This is a genomic window from Lentzea flaviverrucosa, assembly GCF_003350445.1.
Taxonomy (GTDB): Bacteria; Actinomycetota; Actinomycetes; order Mycobacteriales; family Pseudonocardiaceae; genus Lentzea; species Lentzea californiensis.
In genome coordinates, this window is record NZ_QQAU01000014.1 from 44860 (window position 1) to 61172 (window position 16313).

Below are 16313 nucleotides of genomic sequence, written 5' to 3' on the forward strand. Positions count from 1 at the left end.
TGCCGCCGCGGTCCTGTCTCAGGGCCGCGGCGGTACTTTTTCGATGATCTCCGCGGTACCCGGCGAGCCGCCGAGCAACGTGATCACGTCGCCGCGGATGAGGTGCGCCCACGCCGGCGGCACGAACGGCCTCAGCCGCACCGTGGCGCGTTCACCAGGCCCCAGCAGCGGCTTGGACTCGATCCACAGCGCGGCCACCCGCTGGTGCTTGCCCGTGACGTCCCACAGCGGACGTTCTCCCCTGGCCCGCAACGGTTCCGCGTCGACGGCCAGCGTCAGCTCCACCCGCAGCACGCCTTGGATCGACTCCACGCACCGCCACTGGAACCACGCGTCGTCCTGGTCCATCTCGGTCGCCGCCTCGGCCAGCAGGGCCCAGTAGCGCGGCGTCTGCCAGGTGTGGCCGTCGAACTCCCCCAGCAGCTGGAGGACCAGCTCCCACTCCTCGAGTTCCAGGTAGTCGAGCAGGTCGGCGCTCCGCACCTCCGAGGGCACCAAGGCCGCTGCGAACCGCAGCAACTCACCGATCTCGCTGTCGTGTCTCCCCAACACCCGCGTATTCGATCACGGCCTGCGCGACCACCCGCGCCCGGCCGCTCAGGAGCTTCGGCGTCCTCATCCGGCGAGCCTGTTCCGGCGGGCGTGTGCGATCGCCCGGCGCCGCCTCACGCCTGTCCACGGCACGATCACGCAGGTCCCCCGCACGCGCCGCCTGGCACGACAACCCCGCGCCTCCGCAGGCATCGCGCACGACGACGCGTCACTTACCTGACCGCGTCACCTCGCAAGGCCGCCGTGCGTCGCCCGCGCCACCGCGTCCCTTTGGCGCGGCAGCGAGTCAGCCGTCGTCACCCTCGCTGTCGCTGCTCTTGTCGTCACCCTTGCTGCTGCGCCTGCGGTTCAGCCCCAGCAACTCCAGCGCCGACACCAGGTCGTTCGCCACCAGCGCCCGCACCCCGTCCGGCAGCGGCCCGTGGTCCGGCGGCACCAGCGCCTTCTTGAACCCGAGCCGCGCGGCCTCGCTGAGCCGCTTGCCGACGCCGTTCACGCGCCGGATCTCACCGGCCAGCCCGACCTCACCGAGCACCACCAGGTCGGCCGGCAGGGCGATCTCGCGTTCGGCCGACGCCACCGCCAGCACCACGGCGAGGTCGGCGGCCGGTTCGACCAGGCGCATGCCACCCACGGTCGCGGTGAAGACGTCCTTCTGGAACAGGTTGACCTTGCCGCGCTTCTCCAGCACGGCCAGCGCCATGGAGATCCGGGCCGAGTCGAGCCCGCTCACCGCACGCCGGGGGGCCGGCAGGTTCGTCTTGGCCACCAACGCCTGCACCTCGCCGAGCATCGGCCGCTTGCCCTCGACGATCACCGTGACGCAGGTCCCCTCGACGGCCTTCTCGCGCCGCGTGAGGAAGAGCCCCGACGGGTCCGGCACGCACGCGATGCCGTCGTCGCGCAGCTCGAAGCAGCCCACCTCGTCGGCCGCGCCGTAGCGGTTCTTGATGCCTCGCAACAGCCGCAGACTGGAGTGGCGATCTCCCTCGAACTGCAGCACCACGTCGACCAGGTGCTCCAGAACCCGGGGCCCCGCAACGGATCCGTCCTTCGTGACGTGTCCAACCAGGACAACCGGAAGACCGCGTTCCTTGGCCATCGCGATCAGTCCTGATGCGACGGTGCGCACCTGCGTGACGCCGCCGGGCACGCCCTCGACGCTCACCGTCGACATGGTCTGGATGGAGTCGACGATCAGCATCGACGGCTTCACCTGGTCGACCTGCCCGAGCAACGCGCTGAGCTCGCTCTCGGCCGCCAGGTACATCTCGGGGTGGAGGTTGCCGGTGCGTTCGGCGCGCAGCCGCACCTGCCCCGCCGACTCCTCACCCGTGACGTAGAGGCAACGCCCGTGCGACTCGGCCCACCGGTGCGCCGTCTCCAGCAACAACGTCGACTTGCCCACGCCGGGCTCACCGGCGAGCAGCACGACGGCACCCGGCACCAGTCCGCCGCCGAGCACCCGGTCGAACTCGCTGACGCCCGTCGAGAGCGCCCTCGCCGACTCGATGTCGACCTCGCCGATCGGCCGGGCGGCCGACGTGGGCGCGCCCGCCACCACCCGCGTCACCGACGCGGTGCCTCGTTCCTCGATGCTGCCCCAGGCCTGGCACTCGGGGCAGCGGCCGAACCACTTCGCCACCTCGTGCCCGCACTCGGCACAACGGAAGATCGGCCGCGCTGTCTTCGCCACAGATCGAACGTTAGAGCACAGCACCGACAGAAACTCGCGCCGCAGGTCAGAGGGCGATCGACAAAACTTCCAAGATTTTTCGGCGGGTTTGTCGATCCGGCGGGAGGCCCGTTCGACGCATCAGTGGAAGGACACGACACACCTGGAGGACACAGTGAGCACCGCAACCGTTTCCGCGACGCAGACCCGCAAGTTCGCCCTCGGCCGCTACGCCACCGTCGTCACCCGCGTGCTGACCGGCCTGCTGTTCGCCACGACCGGCCTGAACGGCTTCATCATGTTCATGCCCGCCCCGGACCCCAGCACGATGGCACCCGAAGGTGTGGCCTTCAGCGCCGCGCTCTACGCGACCGGGTACATGTTGCAGCTCGCGTCCGGCGTCCAGCTGCTCTCCGGGCTCCTGCTGATCATCGGCCGGTTCGTGCCGCTGGCACTGGCGATGCTGGCCCCGATGGTCGTGAACATCTTCCTGTTCCACGTCTTCCTGGAGCCCAGCGGCATGGTCATGGCGCTGCTCGTGGTCGCCGCCGAGATCGGCCTGGCGTGGGCCTACCGCGACAAGTTCCGCCCGATGCTGCAGGCCTCCTGACCCCGAACACCAAAACGCCGCCCCCTGAAGCCAGGAGGCGGCGTTTCATGTTGTCGCGAGTTCGCGCTGGTCATCCGTTCGCCTCTTCGTCTCGATTCGGCGAAGCCCAATCGGGGCGAAGCGGCGGGCGGATGACCAGCTTCCCGGCGAACGAGCCGGAGTCTGCGAAGCAGCGACCAGAAACTCAGTGGCCGCCGGACTCGTGGTTCTCGCTCGTGCGCTTGTGGTCGGACGGCGCCACGGGCACCTCGAGGGTCAGCGAGCCGGCCTTCTCGAAGAGGAACGTGATCTTGATGGTCTGGGCCGCCACGACCTCGCGGTTCAGCTTCTTGAGCGTGCAGCGGATCTGCAGCACCTCGAGGTCCGGGTCCACTGCCGTCGGCGCGGCGGAGGAGTTCGACGGACGGCCGGTCGACGACGCGCCCGACGAGGGAGCACCGGAGGACGGCGTACCGGTCGACGACGCGCCCGAGGACGGCGTGCCCGAGGACGGCGTGCCCGAGTTCGAGGACGGGGTACCGGCGTTGGACGACGGCGTGCCCGCGTTCGACGACGGGACACCCGAGGTCGGCACGACCGACGAGGACGAAGCGGCGGAGGACGAAGGCGTGGAGGTCTTCGTCGGCGCCTTCGAGGCGTCGTACTCGGCCCGCAGCGCGTACTGCGCCGGCAGGTCCTTCGAGCCGACGATCTCGGCCTCGGCCTCGGAGGCGTCCGTCTTGATCGACAGCAGCTTGTCCGGGGTGGACCCCGTGTTCGCGATGACGAAGGTCAGCGGTGCGTCCTCGCCGTCCTTGTACCGGTTGCCGTCCGCGGGGAAGGCGAGCATGGCGTTGCGCACCGCGATCGGGCCGGCGTTGCCGCTCGCACCGTCGACGGCGGCCACCTGGGTGTCGGTCTGGGTGACCTGACCGGCGCTGCAGCCGACCGCCACCAGGCCGAGGCCAGCGGCCAGCGCTGCCGTCACGATAAACCGGCGAGACACTCCTGAATTCACGGCTCCAGCGTCCTTCCTAGGGAACAACCACCAGGCAAGGAGCCTAACCGGGACCCGAATCGAGGACGCGACGGGCTGCCAGTCGATCTTCGATGGGACGTACCTTGCACGCGAACAGGTGGTTTGTCAACCCCCCGCATGGCCCTGACCAGCACTAACGGATCTTCGAGCAGCAATCGGAGGGTTGCTGGACGTGTTAGGATGGAGGCATCGAAAGGGGCAGAGGACACATGGTTTTCAAGGTCGGAGAGACCGTCGTCTACCCGCACCACGGTGCCGCTCTCATCGAAGCAATCGAGACCCGCGTGATCAAGGGCGAGGAGAAGAAGTACCTCGTTCTCAAGGTAGCGCAGGGCGACCTCACCGTTCGGGTTCCCGCTGACAACGCCGAAATCGTAGGCGTGCGTGACGTTGTCGGCCAGGAAGGGCTCGACAAGGTTTTCGAGGTCTTGCGTGCTCCCCACACCGAGGAGCCGACCAACTGGTCTCGGCGGTACAAGGCCAACCTTGAGAAGCTCGCCTCCGGCGACGTGAACAAGGTTGCGGAAGTGGTGCGCGACCTCTGGCGGCGCGAGAAGGATCGCGGGCTTTCCGCCGGCGAGAAGCGGATGCTGGCGAAGGCGCGGCAGATACTGGTCAGCGAGCTCGCGCTGGCCGAGGGCACCGACGAGGACAAGGCCGAGGTTCTCCTCGACGAAGTTCTCGCCACCGCCTCGTAATTTTCACCAAGAGCATCGGACGTAAGTCGCGAACATGAGTGTTGTCGCGCTCGTGCCCGCGGCAGGGCGAGGTGAGCGTCTGGGCTACGGGATGCCCAAGGCGCTCGTGCCGGTCAACGGTGTACCGCTGTTGACGCGTGCCGTGCAGGGTCTGTTCGCATCAGGCCAGGTTCAGCACGTGGTCATCGCCGCCCCTCCGTCCGATGTGGATCAAGTGCACACCGCAACCGCCTCGCTGGCCCCGGCCGGCGGGGCGGTGCACGTGCTTTCAGGGGGCTCCGAACGCACCGACTCGGTGCGCCTCGCCCTCGACCACGCGCTCCGCGTGATCCCGGACACCTCGATCGTGCTGGTCCACGACGCCGCTCGTGCCTTCACCCCTCCCGAGGTCATCGCCGGTGTCGTCGCCGCCGTGCGCGGCGGGTACGACGCCGTCATCCCCGTGCTCCCGGTCGCCGACACGATCAAGCAGGTGGACGAGGCCGGAGTGGTCGTCTCCACACCTGATCGAGCAGCGCTGCGGGTCGTGCAGACCCCGCAGGGTTTCCGCGCAGAGACTCTCAGAGCCGCCTATCGCTCCGGTATCGCCGCGACTGACGACGCAGGTCTCGTCGAGAAGAACGGTGTCCCGGTCCACACGGTTCCCGGTCACCCCCACGCCATGAAGATCACCACCCCGTTCGACCTCGCGGTCGCGGAAGCACTGTTCAGCGGAGGCCAGGAGTGAGGATCGGCCAGGGCGTCGACGTCCACCCGATCGAAGCGGGTCGTGAGTGCTGGATCGCCGGCCTGCTGTGGGAAGGCGTCGACGGGTGTGCAGGTCACTCCGACGGCGACGTGGCCTCCCACGCGCTGTGCGACGCACTGCTGTCCGCGGCGGGCCTGGGCGACCTGGGCGCCGTCTTCGGCACGTCGGACCCGCGCTGGTCGGGCGCGCACGGCGTGGTCCTGCTCACGGAGGTGCGCCGCCTCGTCGAGGAGGCCGGCTTTCGTGTGGGAAACGCCACAGTGCAGGTCATCGGCAACCAGCCGCGCATCGGCAAGCGCCGCGAAGAGGCCCAGCAAGCCCTTTCCGACGCGGTCGGCGGCCCGGTCTCGGTGGCCGGCACCACCACGGACGGCCTCGGTCTCACCGGGCGGAACGAGGGCATCGCGGCGATCGCGACAGCCCTGCTGTTCCCCGTGACCTGACGAACGAGGACAACCGAACCGGTGCCCGGCCCCTAACTGGGCTGCCTCTGCGCGGGCACCTTCAGCACGGCCGTGCCGCCGTCGAGGTCCACCCGGCTGCGCGGCGGCGCGTGGTCGCCCTCGTCGTCGCGCAGCTGCCGTTCCTCCTTGCGGAACTCCAGTTCGTCGCGCTTGCCCGCCTCGAACGTGGCGCCGAGCTCGCCGATCCCGGCCGTCGCCATCGGCGTTCCCCTCCTGCCGCGGAAGAACCTCTCGACGACGGCGAGGAGGAACAACGCCGCCACCAGAGCGGGTAACGACATCGCGAAGAGGAACCCCAGGCTCATACCTACCCAACTCCCCGCACGGCGGTGTGGTTCCCGCCACTACCATGCGCCTCGTGCCCAAGTACGACGTGTGCCTCTCCTTCGCCGGCGAAGACCGCCCCTACGTCGACGAGGTGGCCCGCCACCTCACCGAACTGGGCGTGACCCGCTTCTACGACACCGACGAGCAAGCCGACCTCTGGGGCAAGAACCTCATCGAGCACCTCGACCAGATCTACCGCCACGACTCGCGCTTCTGCGTGATGTTCGTGTCGGAGCACTACGCCAGGAAGATGTGGACCAAGCACGAGCGGCAGTCCGCGTTCGACCGCGCGCTGATCTCCGACACCGAGTACGTGCTGCCGGTCCGGTTCGACGACACCGACCTCCCGGCGCTGCGGGTGGGCACCGGCTACCTCGACCTGCGCCGCCTCACCCCGCACGAGCTGGCCGTGATGATCGCGAAGAAGGTCGGGACCGCGGTCGCCGCGCCGCCGGCGGGCTGGGAGTACCAGCTGTTCTCCGACACCGTGGGGCTGCACATGCGCAACCTCAAGGACAAGCGGATCAGCCACGAGATGGGCTTCGCCGCGGCCGGGCGGACGATCACCACGGACACCGACGCGCTGGACTACTTCACGGCCCGCGCGCGGACGTTCGACGGGATCATCAACAGCATCTCGGACCTGCTCTCGCCGGGCAAGCAGCAGTGGGCGTTCGGACCGGCGGGCCGGCCGGGCGACAAGGACAAGATCCGCCTGCTGGCGAACCGCTTCGTGGAGCAGTACGAGAACCTGCTCGACTGGGCCGCCGACCTGCGCGGCACCACGACGCCGGACCGGTTCACCGCCCTCTACGCCACCGCCGCACAGCTCGCCGACCAGCCGCTCAAGCAGATCGAGCAGTTCGTCGAGGAGTTCGCGGCCGCCAGCGACCGCGGTGCGGGCGACCTGGAGCTCACCCTCGCCTACGACAGGCTGCCCCTCGAGGCTGAGCTCGAAAAGGTCCAGACCACCTAGCCGTTCTGCACGTAGAGTCGGGGGCGTGACGATCCGCGCCGCGCTCTTCGACTTCTCCGGCACGCTGTTCCGACTCGAGCACCCCGAGCTCGAGTCCAACGGTGCCCTGATGCGTGCCCTCACGGCCCCGGTCGGCATCGCCGACGGCATGGACCCCGAACTCGCGGACGCCTGGCACCGCCGCGACCTCGACCCCGACGTCCACCGCTGGGTCCACGTCAGGGTCCTGCAGGACGCGCTGGTGGCCGATGCCGAGGCGTTCTACGACCAGCTGCTGGTCCCGGAGTCGTGGGTGCCCTACCCGGACACCAAGGCCACGCTGGAGCACCTGAAGGACGTCCCCGTCGCCGTCGTCAGCAACATCGGCTGGGACATCCGCAGCGTCTTCGAGCTGCACGGCCTGACGCACCTCGTGGACGAGTTCGTGCTCTCCTACGAAGAAGGCGTCATCAAGCCGGACCCGAAGATCTTCACCACCGCGTGCGAACGGCTCGGCGTCGATCCCCGCGCCGCCGTGATGGTCGGTGACAGCGAGGAGGCGGACGGCGGGGCGGAGGCGATCGGTTGCTCCTTCCGGCTCGTCAACCCGGTTCCGACGAGTGACCGCCCGGACGCTCTTTTGGATGTGGCCCGTACCATTCCCGTGTGAGCCTCCACATCTACGACACGGCGAGCCGGTCCATGCGGGAGTTCCACCCGCAGGTCAACGGAACGGCGTCGATCTACGTGTGTGGGGCGACCGTGCAGGGCGTGCCGCACATCGGGCACGTGCGCAGCGGCCTGAACTTCGACGTCCTGCGCCGCTGGCTGGCCCGCGACGGCGCTGACGTCACGCTGGTCCGCAACGTCACCGACATCGACGACAAGATCCTCGCCAAGGCCGCCGAGCACGACCGGCCGTGGTGGGAGTGGGCGTACACGCACGAGCGCGCCTTCGAGGACGCCTACGACGCGCTGGGCTGCCTGCCGCCGTCGTACGCGCCGCGCGCCACCGGGCACGTCACGCAGATGGTCGAGCTGATGCAGCGGCTGATCGACAAGGGCCACGCCTACGACGTCGACGGCGACGTCTACTTCGACGTGCGCTCGTTCCCCGAGTACGGCGCGCTGTCCGGGCAGAGGCTCGACGGCGTGGAACAGGGTGAGACGGCGGTGCGCGGCAAGCGCGACCCGCGCGACTTCACGCTGTGGAAGGCCGCGAAGCCCGGTGAGCCGTCCTGGCCGACGCCGTGGGGCGACGGCAGGCCCGGCTGGCACCTGGAGTGCTCGGCGATGGCCACGACGTACCTCGGCGGCACGTTCGACATCCACGGCGGCGGGCTCGACCTGATCTTCCCGCACCACGAGAACGAGCAGGCCCAGTCGCGCGCGGCCGGTGACGGCTTCGCGAACTACTGGATGCACAACTACTGGGTGACGCTGGCCGGCGAGAAGATGGCCAAGTCGCTCGGCAACACCGTCTCCATCCCCGCGATGCTGGACAAGGTCCGCGCGCAGGAGCTGCGGTACTACCTGGTGGCGCCGCACTACCGCTCGCACATCGAGTACTCCGAGGGCGCGCTGGACGAGGCGGTGTCGGCGTACGGCCGGATCGAGTCGTTCCTGCGGCGTGTCGTCGAGCGGCTCGGACCAATCGAGCTGCGCGGCGACATGTGCCCGGACTTCGTCGTGGCGATGGACAACGACCTGAACACGCCCCAAGCCGTGGCGGCACTGCACAACAAGGTGCGCCAGGGCAACACCGCACTCGCCGACGGCGACCACGAGACGGCCCGTGCGGCCGCCGAGTGCGTGCGCCGGATGGCTGACATCCTCGGCGTCGACCCGTTGTCGCCGAAGTGGAACGACGCGTCGTCTGCCGACCTCGGCATGCGACAGGCGTTGACCACCCTGGTCGACCGACTTCTCGTCGAACGCCAGGAAGCCCGCAAGAGCAGGGATTTCGCGCGCTCTGACGCACTGCGCGACCAGCTGCACGACGCGGGCATAGCCGTCGAGGACACCCCCGACGGTCCGCAGTGGACTTTGAAGGACGACTGACTTCCGTGGCTGGCAATTCCAAGCGCAAGGGCGCGATGCGCAATCCGGGCTCGAAGAAGGGCGCGGTCGTCGGCTCCGGCGGGCAGAAGTCCAAGGGCCTGACCGGCAAGGGCCCGACGCCGAAGGCGACCGAGCGCCCGTACCACCCCGCCTACAAGCGGGCCAAGGTGGCGGCGAAGATCGACGCGAGCAAGACCCACCGCCGGCAGACGAAGGAGAAGGCCACCGCGGAGACCGTGGCGGGCCGCAACCCCGTCGTCGAGTGCCTGCGCGCGGGCACTCCCGCGACGGCGCTGTACGTGGCTCTGGGCATCGACGCGGACGACCGCGTGGCCGAGGCCGTGCGCCTGGCCGCCGAGCGGGGAATCTCCGTGCTGGAGGTGTCCCGCGGTGAGCTCGACCGGATCACCGGCGGCGCGATGCACCAGGGTCTCGGCCTGCAGGTGCCGCCGTTCGAGTACGCGACCCCGGACGAGCTGCTCGAACTGGCTCAGCACTCCAGCGCGCCACCGTTGCTGGTGGCGCTCGACGGCGTGACGGACCCGCGCAACCTGGGTGCCGTGGTGCGGTCCGCCGCGGCGTTCGGCGCGCAGGGCGTCGTGGTGCCGCAGCGCCGCAGCGCGTCGATGACGGCGGTCGCCTGGCGCACCAGCGCGGGCACGGCCGCCCAGATCCCGATCGCGATGGCCACGAACCTCACCCGCACGCTGCGCGACTGGGCGGAGGCGGGCCTGATGATCGTGGGCCTCGACGCGGACGGTGACGTCGACGTCGACGGTCTCGACCTCGCGACGAGCCCGCTCGTCGTCGTGGTGGGCTCGGAAGGCCGTGGTCTCGGTCGTCTGGTCAAGGAGACCTGCGACCAGACCGTGTCGATCCCGATGGCCAACCGCGTCGAGTCGCTCAACGCGTCCGTCGCGGCCGGTGTCGTGCTGGCCGAGGTCGCCCGCCGCCGCCGCATCGCGGCCAAGGGCTGAAAAACCCTACTGACGGGGCTTGTCCGACGGTTGTCTGACGTTATCGGCCGGCGCACGACGCTAAGCGCGTTCATTGCCGACGTTAGTGATCGTTTTCCCGCCTGCGAAACCGGTTTCGTCACGCAGGCGGGGAAACGAGATCTCCACACTTGCCAGAACTGCATCACTGATCAGGATGACAAACCGCGTGGCCTATTTCGCGCCACTCCCGGGCGCGGGTACCTTCATCTCGATCGCAATTCGCCTGTCCGGCGGCGCAGGAGTCGTGGCTGGTTGGACCGGTTGGCGGAGCTGCGGACATCCGTTTGGCACCAGCTGACACTCAACGTGACCATTTGGGGTCCAATCAGGCGACACCCAGGTCAACTGTCAAGAAGATCAGGACCACGTTTCGCTATTGTAACTACTTTAGGTTACTGCTCTGCTCCGTTTAGGTACACACTGTGGTAGGACAGACGTTGAACGGTCAGGCAGCTTCTACCGTGATTGTCGATAGGAATTGATTACCACCGGCGGGGGCGACGTGACTCGGCGTAGGACGAATCGGGACGTCCCGATTCGCCGCGCGCGGGCGGCGGCCCCGCGAGGTACCGCATGACGGCCCGCGGCACCCTGCGCGAGCTCGTGGGTTTGCGCGAGTTCCGCGCCATGTGGATCGGATCGACCGTTTCGACCGCCGGTGACCAACTCGCCGCAGTCGCACTATCACTGCTCGTATTCGAGCGAACACGATCCGTTGCCGCGACTGCCCTCACGTGGTCGCTGACGCTCTTCCCGCCGTTGATTTCGGGCCCGTTGCTCGGCTGGGTCGCCGACCGGTTCCCGCGACGCACGGTAATGGTGACGACGGCCTGGTTGCAGGCGGCGTTCATGGCCGCGATGGCCATTCCCGGCATGCCGCTGTGGGCGATGATCGTGCTGCTGGTGGTGGTCCTGGCGATCTCCTCGCCGTACCTCGCCGCCCAGGAGGCGAGCCTCCCGCACGTGCTGCCACCCCAGCGCTACGACGACGGGGTGGCGCTGTTCGGCACGTCCGTCGACATAGCCCAGATGGCAGGCCTCGCGGCCGCCGGCTTCCTCGTCGCGCACACCAGCCCGGGCCTGGCGCTGGCGGTCAACGCCGTCACGTTCGCCGCTCTGGCGATCCTGGTGCAGACGTCCGTGAAGCACCGTCCGGCCGCGGACCCGCTGGGCCGCAAGAAGAAGGACGACGAGGAACAACCCCGCGGCGTGCTGACGCTGATGGTGTCCGAGCCGCGTCTGAGGACCCTGCTGGGCGTCCGTCTGCTGGCGGGCCTGGCAATGGTCCCGGAAGGCCTCGCGATCCCCCTGGCGGCCAGTCTGAACGCGGTCTGGGCGGTCGGCCTGATCCTCGCCATCGAACCCGCCGCGAACGTGCTGGGCGTGGCGCTGCTCTTCCGCCTCGTCCGGGATCCGGCGAAGCGAGAACGTCTCATCGGTCCGCTGGCGATCCTGTCGCTGGCGCCGTTGATCCTGTTCGCTTTCAACCCGAACCTGACCTGGACGATCGTTTTGCTGGTGTTCGCCGGTATAGGCGGGGCTTATCACACACCCGCTCGTTCGGCGTGGATGAGGCTCCTACCGGACCAGTACCGCGGAAGGGCTTATGGCATTGGGCGCGCGGCGTTGCGTTCGAGCCAGGGCGGCGGAATGGCGCTGGCCGGTGTCGTCGCCAGTTCCATCGGATCGGTGACGGCCACGATCGCGGGAGCGGGCGGAATCGGACTGCTGCTGGCGACGCAGGCGACCTTCGCGTGGAGACGTGCTCGAGGCCGCGACGACACGAAGGCGGTGGCAATCTGAAACAGAACGGTCACCAATAGCGATATCCGTCTTGAGGCACCATGATGATCGAGGTGCGAGATTGAAGCCGGGTAGAGGAAGGGTGGCGTTCAGAAGTCTCGGTTGCACATGGAAGGACACCTCCTCGTTGCGAAGAGCGGCAGCGTGGTGGTCTACGACCTGGTCAGCGGCGGCTTAGCTCATGAAGTGCCATGAGCGTAGGGGGTCGTGGTGAAGAACAGTTTGACTGATCGCAGGCGATCGCGGGCACTCGGCTTGACTCCGATTCGCAACTGGGACCTTTGGACCGTTGCGCCTAGTGCGATCGCATACTTTTTCGTGCTCGAAGCGGCCGTAGCCGTAGCCGCCATTTGGCTTCTGACGAGGCTCACCGCGGTCTCGACCGACGACTGGCTCCGCTTCGGCGCGCTCATCGCCGCGATCACCATCCATCTGACCGTGGTGCGCAGAGCCGAAGAGGCGCGCCGCAACGAGGCCTCGGGCCCGCACATCGACCTGACCTCTGTCTGGACCTTCGCCGCCGCGGTGGCACTCCCAGGCGGCCTGGCCGTGATCGCCACGATCTGGATGCGCATCCTGATCCAGCCGATCGCCCGACGTCAGCCGTACCGCTTCGTCTTCGGCACCGCCTCCATGCTCGCCTCCACACTCCTGTCCTGGGCCTTGGTGCACCTGTCAGGTGTGTCCCTGGCAGCCACCGGCAACGTCCCGACGGACCTGAGCCTCGTCCTGATCCTCGCGATAGCCGCAGTCGTCTACTGGTTCGTCCAGGTGATGACGGTCGCGGCCGCCTTCAAGATCGTGACGCCGAACTCGAAGGTCCTGGACTTCCTGGGCTCCAAGGTCGACAACATGCTCGAAATGAGCACCCTCGGCGCCGGCGCCATGCTCGGAATGCTGATGACGAGCCACTGGGTGGGCCCACTTCTGCTCACGGTCCCGGTGATCCTCGTGAACGCCCTGCTCTCGCGGGCAGGAGAACGCCGCACCCGCCTGGAACGCCTGCTGCGCGAGCAGGAACAACTGCACCAGCGCCTGGCCGCAGACGCCCACACCGACTACCGGACGGGCTTGCTGAACACCAACGGCCTGACCGAGTACGCGGGCCGCCTGGCCGAACGCTGCCGCCTGGACGGCGAACCGATGACCGTCCTCGTCATCGACCTGGACCACTTCAAGCGCATCAACGACACCTGGGGCCACCCCGCGGGCAACGCCGTACTCGCGGAGGTGGGCAGAATCCTCCGCGAAAAGCTCCGTCCAGGAGACGTGGCAGGCCGCGACGGCGGCGAGGAGTTCGTAGTGGCGCTGAAGGACACCCCGGTAGCGCAGGGCGTGACGATCGCCGAACGCATCCGCGAGGCCATCGGCTCCCTGGCAGTCCCGACGACGGACAAGCACCGCAACGTGGTCACGCTCTACGGCCGCGAGATCCAACCTCCAGAACCGGAAGGCGAGTCGCTGCAGGCGATCTCAGCCTCCATCGGCGTGGCGGTGATCCCGGACAACGGCCCGGACATGGCAACGGCCCAGCACTCGGCGGACGCCGCCCTGTACAAGGCCAAGGAGAACGGCCGCAACCAGGTACGAGTGGCAGGCCTGGACATCCCGCCACGCCTGATGCCCGCCCCCCGCCAGGACGACGCGACCAAGCCGATCACCACACGCACGGCCTAGCAGCCAGGTCGAACGCGAAGCCGAAGGCGTCCGGGTGGGGTGCCCATCTACGCAACGCAACTCCGCCCAACGCAACAGGCGTGCCATCAACCCGCGCACGGCGTGGACCCCGGCTTCAGAGCAGATTGGCGGGGTCCGGGGCGGAGCCCCAGGATCAGGCGGACCGACGCTGAACAGCCCCAACCCCACGACAAACCAGATAGATCACAAAGCTCACAGCGGTGACCAGGGCAGAAACCGGCAACCCAGGCTGCAACGACAACAAAATCCCACCAACAGCCGCAACCTCGGCGAAAACCACGGACAAAACCGTAGCCCGCAACGGCGAAGCGGTGATCCGCATGGCGGCAGCAGCAGGTGTGATCATCAAAGCCAGCACCAGCAACGCCCCAACGACCTGAACCGACAACGCCGTGGCAACACCCACCAGCACAGCGAACACGATCGACAACGCCCGAACCGGAACCCCACGCGACACAGCCACATCCGGGTCCACCGAAGCGAAGAACAACGGCCGGTAGATCACCGCAAGCACAGCCAGCACAGCAACAGACGAGATCACCAACAGGTTCAGATCAGTGGAGTCGACCCCCACGATCTGCCCGGTCAGCAACCCGAACTTGTTGGAAGCACGCCCCTTGTAGAGCGCGAGCATCAAAATGCCCATCCCGAGCCCGAACGCCAGGATGGCCCCGATCACCGAGTCCCGGTCGCTCTCCCGCCGGGACAACACCCCGAGCAACACCGCGGCGATGATCGACCCGGCCAACGCGCCGTACCCGATACCGATGCCGAGCAGCAACGCCGCAGCACCACCGGTGAAAGCGAGCTCGCTGGTGCCGTGCACGGCGAAAGCCATCTTGCGGGTGACCACGAGCGGCCCCAGGACGCCGGCGACCAGCCCCAGCACGGCGGCCGCGATCAGCGCGGTCTGCACGAAGTCCAGTTCGAGCAGGTCGAGGAAGCTCACGACGCGGCCTCCGCCGACAGGTGGTGCGTCTGCTCCTCGCAGGCGCCGGCGCCGACCACCAGGATCTGGTCGCGCACCCGCACGACCTCGACCGGTGTGCGGTACAGCTCGGACAACGTGCGGGAGTTCATGACCTCTTCCGGCGTGCCGATGCGGAACCGCCCGCCCACCAGGTACAGGACCCGGTCGACGAGCGGCAGCACGGGGTTCAGCTCGTGCGTCACGAACAGGACGGCGGTGTCGGACTCACGACGCCGCTTGTCGATCAGCTCGGACACGACCCGCTGGTTCGCGAGGTCCAGCGACAGCAACGGTTCGTCGCACAGCATCACGGTCGGGTCGCCGACCAGGGCCTGCGCGACCCGCAGCCGTTGCTGCTCACCGCCGGACAACACCCCGATGGGCGAGTCCGCGTACCGGGTGCCGCCCACGGACTCGATGGCCGCGTCGACCCGGATCTTGCGTTCCTTGCGGCCGCGCAGCCCGAGACCCCAGCTGTGGCCGTCCAGGCCCAGCCCGACGAGGTCGCGGCCGCGCAACGTCATGGACTGGTCGAGCGCTCGCTGCTGCGGGATGTACCCGATGGCGTGGTTGCCGCCGGCGATCGAGACCGTGCCCGCGGACAGCGGCTGCAAGCCGAGCAGCACGCGCATCAGGCTGGTCTTGCCGGAACCGTTGGGCCCCAGGACCGCGAGGAACTCACCGGGCTCGACGTCGAGGTCGAGCCCGTCCCACAGCACTCTGTCCCCGTAGGACAGCCGGGCCCCGCGCAGCGAGATCGCGCTCATGCCTTGAGCGCCCGCGAAAGCTCGTCAACCTGCTTGCTCATCCAGTCAAGGTAGCCGGTCACGCCCTCGGGCAGCGTCTCGGTGACCGCGACGACCGGCACGCCCGCCGTCTTGGCCTTCTCGACGACCGACTTCGTGACCTGGTTCTCGGTCTGGGTGTTCTCCAGCAGCACGGCGATCTGCTTGCCCTCGACCAGCTGGTTCATCTCCGCGAGCGCGGCGGCCGGCACGTCCGACTCCTCCTCGATGGCCTTGCTGAACGCCTCGGGCGTCACGTCCTCGGCACCGGACTCGTCGAGCAGGTAGTGCGCGATGGGCTCGGTGGCGGCGACCTTCTTGCCCTGGCCGATGCCGGCGATCTTCTTCTCGAGCTCCTCGAGCTTGGCGGTGAAGTCCGCCGTGTTCTTCTCGAACGTCGTCTTCTTGTCCGGCGCGATGGCGCCGAGCTCGTTCGCCGCGGCCTCGGCCACCGCCTGCACGGTGTGCAGGTCGTACCAGACGTGCTCGTTCACGCTGTGGTCGTGACCGTCGGCGTCGGGCGCCCCGGTCTGCGGCTCCGCGTGGTTGTCGCGCAGCGGGAAGGCCTCGATCTTCTTGGTGGCGTCGCTGGTGATCAGCTTGGCGAAGAAGTCGTCGTAGCCGCCGCCGTTGAACACGACCAGCTTGGCGTCCTTGACCAGTGCCGCGTCCGCGGGCTTGCTCTCGTACGAGTGCGGGTCGGCCGACGGGTCGTCCAGCAGGGCCTTGACGTCGACCTCGTCGCCGCCGACGGCCTTGACGACGCTGCCCCACACGTTCGTCGAGGCGATGACCTCGATCTTGCCGCTACCGGCGGACGGCGTCGTCGTGCCGCAGGCGGCCAGGCTTGCGACGGCGAGAGCGCCGACCAGAGCGTTGCGGAGAGTCATCACGCCGTCCCTCGATCAGGTAATGGAAACCGTTGTCGAGTTCAGTTTACGACACGAAAAA

At 68.3% G+C, this 16313-nt stretch carries 17 protein-coding genes; 10 read left to right on the forward strand and 7 right to left on the reverse strand.

Annotation, left to right across the window (positions count from 1 at the left end; all coding sequences use genetic code 11):
* Positions 1 to 18: 18 nt before the first annotated feature.
* Together DFR72_RS33995 and radA are read right to left on the reverse strand one after the other, a co-directional pair.
* Positions 19 to 552, reverse strand: coding sequence for a hypothetical protein (locus DFR72_RS33995; protein WP_090069984.1), 534 nt, complete (start codon positions 550 to 552; stop codon positions 19 to 21).
* A 286-nt stretch (positions 553 to 838) separates the two neighbouring features.
* Positions 839 to 2248 carry a DNA repair protein RadA gene (radA, locus tag DFR72_RS34000; protein WP_245983735.1) on the reverse strand — a complete coding sequence of 470 codons (1410 nt, stop codon included), beginning with the start codon at positions 2246 to 2248 and terminating at the stop codon, positions 839 to 841.
* A gap of 154 nt (positions 2249 to 2402) precedes the next feature.
* Between radA and DFR72_RS34005 the strand changes: the two genes are divergently transcribed.
* Positions 2403 to 2837: a hypothetical protein gene (locus DFR72_RS34005; protein WP_090070082.1), complete on the forward strand. Its 435-nt coding sequence runs from the start codon at positions 2403 to 2405 to the stop codon at positions 2835 to 2837.
* Positions 2838 to 3021: 184 nt separating this feature from the next.
* Here the strand turns inward: DFR72_RS34005 and DFR72_RS34010 are convergent, their stop codons facing one another.
* Entirely contained in the window at positions 3022 to 3804 is a 783-nt protein-coding gene (locus DFR72_RS34010; protein ID WP_090069982.1) for a hypothetical protein, read from the reverse strand.
* Positions 3805 to 4064: 260 nt separating this feature from the next.
* Between DFR72_RS34010 and DFR72_RS34015 the strand changes: the two genes are divergently transcribed.
* The 3 genes from DFR72_RS34015 to ispF are packed head-to-tail and all read left to right on the forward strand — an operon-like array spanning position 4065 to position 5744.
* Positions 4065 to 4553: a CarD family transcriptional regulator gene (locus DFR72_RS34015; RefSeq protein ID WP_012782996.1), complete on the forward strand. Its 489-nt coding sequence runs from the start codon at positions 4065 to 4067 to the stop codon at positions 4551 to 4553.
* A 34-nt stretch (positions 4554 to 4587) separates the two neighbouring features.
* The gene (gene ispD / locus DFR72_RS34020; protein WP_090069981.1) at positions 4588 to 5280 is read left to right on the forward strand and encodes a 2-C-methyl-D-erythritol 4-phosphate cytidylyltransferase; all 693 of its coding nucleotides are present in this window, start codon (positions 4588 to 4590) and stop codon (positions 5278 to 5280) included.
* Complete coding sequence (ispF, locus tag DFR72_RS34025) at positions 5277 to 5744, forward strand: 2-C-methyl-D-erythritol 2,4-cyclodiphosphate synthase (RefSeq protein WP_090069979.1); 468 nt, start codon at positions 5277 to 5279, stop codon at positions 5742 to 5744. Before ispD ends, ispF begins: the two co-directional genes overlap by 4 nt.
* 32 nt (positions 5745 to 5776) lie before the next feature.
* On the opposite strand, the gene DFR72_RS34030 is transcribed toward ispF, so the two are convergent.
* The gene (locus DFR72_RS34030; RefSeq protein ID WP_211335636.1) at positions 5777 to 6070 is read right to left on the reverse strand and encodes a DUF6191 domain-containing protein; all 294 of its coding nucleotides are present in this window, start codon (positions 6068 to 6070) and stop codon (positions 5777 to 5779) included.
* A 53-nt stretch (positions 6071 to 6123) separates the two neighbouring features.
* Between DFR72_RS34030 and DFR72_RS34035 the strand changes: the two genes are divergently transcribed.
* From DFR72_RS34035 to DFR72_RS34060, 6 genes are all read left to right on the forward strand, one after another.
* Complete coding sequence (locus tag DFR72_RS34035; protein WP_170176534.1) at positions 6124 to 7068, forward strand: toll/interleukin-1 receptor domain-containing protein; 945 nt, start codon at positions 6124 to 6126, stop codon at positions 7066 to 7068.
* A 25-nt stretch (positions 7069 to 7093) separates the two neighbouring features.
* The gene (locus tag DFR72_RS34040; protein ID WP_090069977.1) at positions 7094 to 7717 is read left to right on the forward strand and encodes an HAD family hydrolase; all 624 of its coding nucleotides are present in this window, start codon (positions 7094 to 7096) and stop codon (positions 7715 to 7717) included.
* Entirely contained in the window at positions 7714 to 9108 is a 1395-nt protein-coding gene (gene cysS / locus DFR72_RS34045; RefSeq protein WP_090069975.1) for a cysteine--tRNA ligase, read from the forward strand. The genes DFR72_RS34040 and cysS overlap by 4 nt, the downstream gene beginning before the upstream one ends.
* A 5-nt stretch (positions 9109 to 9113) precedes the next feature.
* Positions 9114 to 10085, forward strand: a complete 972-nt coding sequence (gene rlmB, locus DFR72_RS34050) for a 23S rRNA (guanosine(2251)-2'-O)-methyltransferase RlmB (RefSeq protein WP_090069974.1) — start codon at positions 9114 to 9116, stop codon at positions 10083 to 10085.
* Positions 10086 to 10679: 594 nt separating this feature from the next.
* Complete coding sequence (locus tag DFR72_RS34055; RefSeq protein ID WP_090069972.1) at positions 10680 to 11909, forward strand: MFS transporter; 1230 nt, start codon at positions 10680 to 10682, stop codon at positions 11907 to 11909.
* 318 nt (positions 11910 to 12227) lie between these two features.
* The gene (locus DFR72_RS34060) at positions 12228 to 13586 is read left to right on the forward strand and encodes a GGDEF domain-containing protein (RefSeq protein ID WP_245983736.1); all 1359 of its coding nucleotides are present in this window, start codon (positions 12228 to 12230) and stop codon (positions 13584 to 13586) included.
* A 154-nt stretch (positions 13587 to 13740) separates the two neighbouring features.
* Here the strand turns inward: DFR72_RS34060 and DFR72_RS34065 are convergent, their stop codons facing one another.
* Genes DFR72_RS34065 through DFR72_RS34075 form a run of 3 tightly spaced genes read right to left on the reverse strand, consistent with a single transcriptional unit; the run spans position 13741 to position 16252 of the window.
* Positions 13741 to 14556, reverse strand: coding sequence for a metal ABC transporter permease (locus tag DFR72_RS34065; RefSeq protein WP_090069971.1), 816 nt, complete (start codon positions 14554 to 14556; stop codon positions 13741 to 13743).
* The gene (locus DFR72_RS34070; protein ID WP_090069969.1) at positions 14553 to 15344 is read right to left on the reverse strand and encodes a metal ABC transporter ATP-binding protein; all 792 of its coding nucleotides are present in this window, start codon (positions 15342 to 15344) and stop codon (positions 14553 to 14555) included. The genes DFR72_RS34065 and DFR72_RS34070 overlap by 4 nt, the downstream gene beginning before the upstream one ends.
* Positions 15341 to 16252: a metal ABC transporter solute-binding protein, Zn/Mn family gene (locus DFR72_RS34075; RefSeq protein WP_090069967.1), complete on the reverse strand. Its 912-nt coding sequence runs from the start codon at positions 16250 to 16252 to the stop codon at positions 15341 to 15343. Before DFR72_RS34075 ends, DFR72_RS34070 begins: the two co-directional genes overlap by 4 nt.
* Positions 16253 to 16313: the final 61 nt, after the last annotated feature.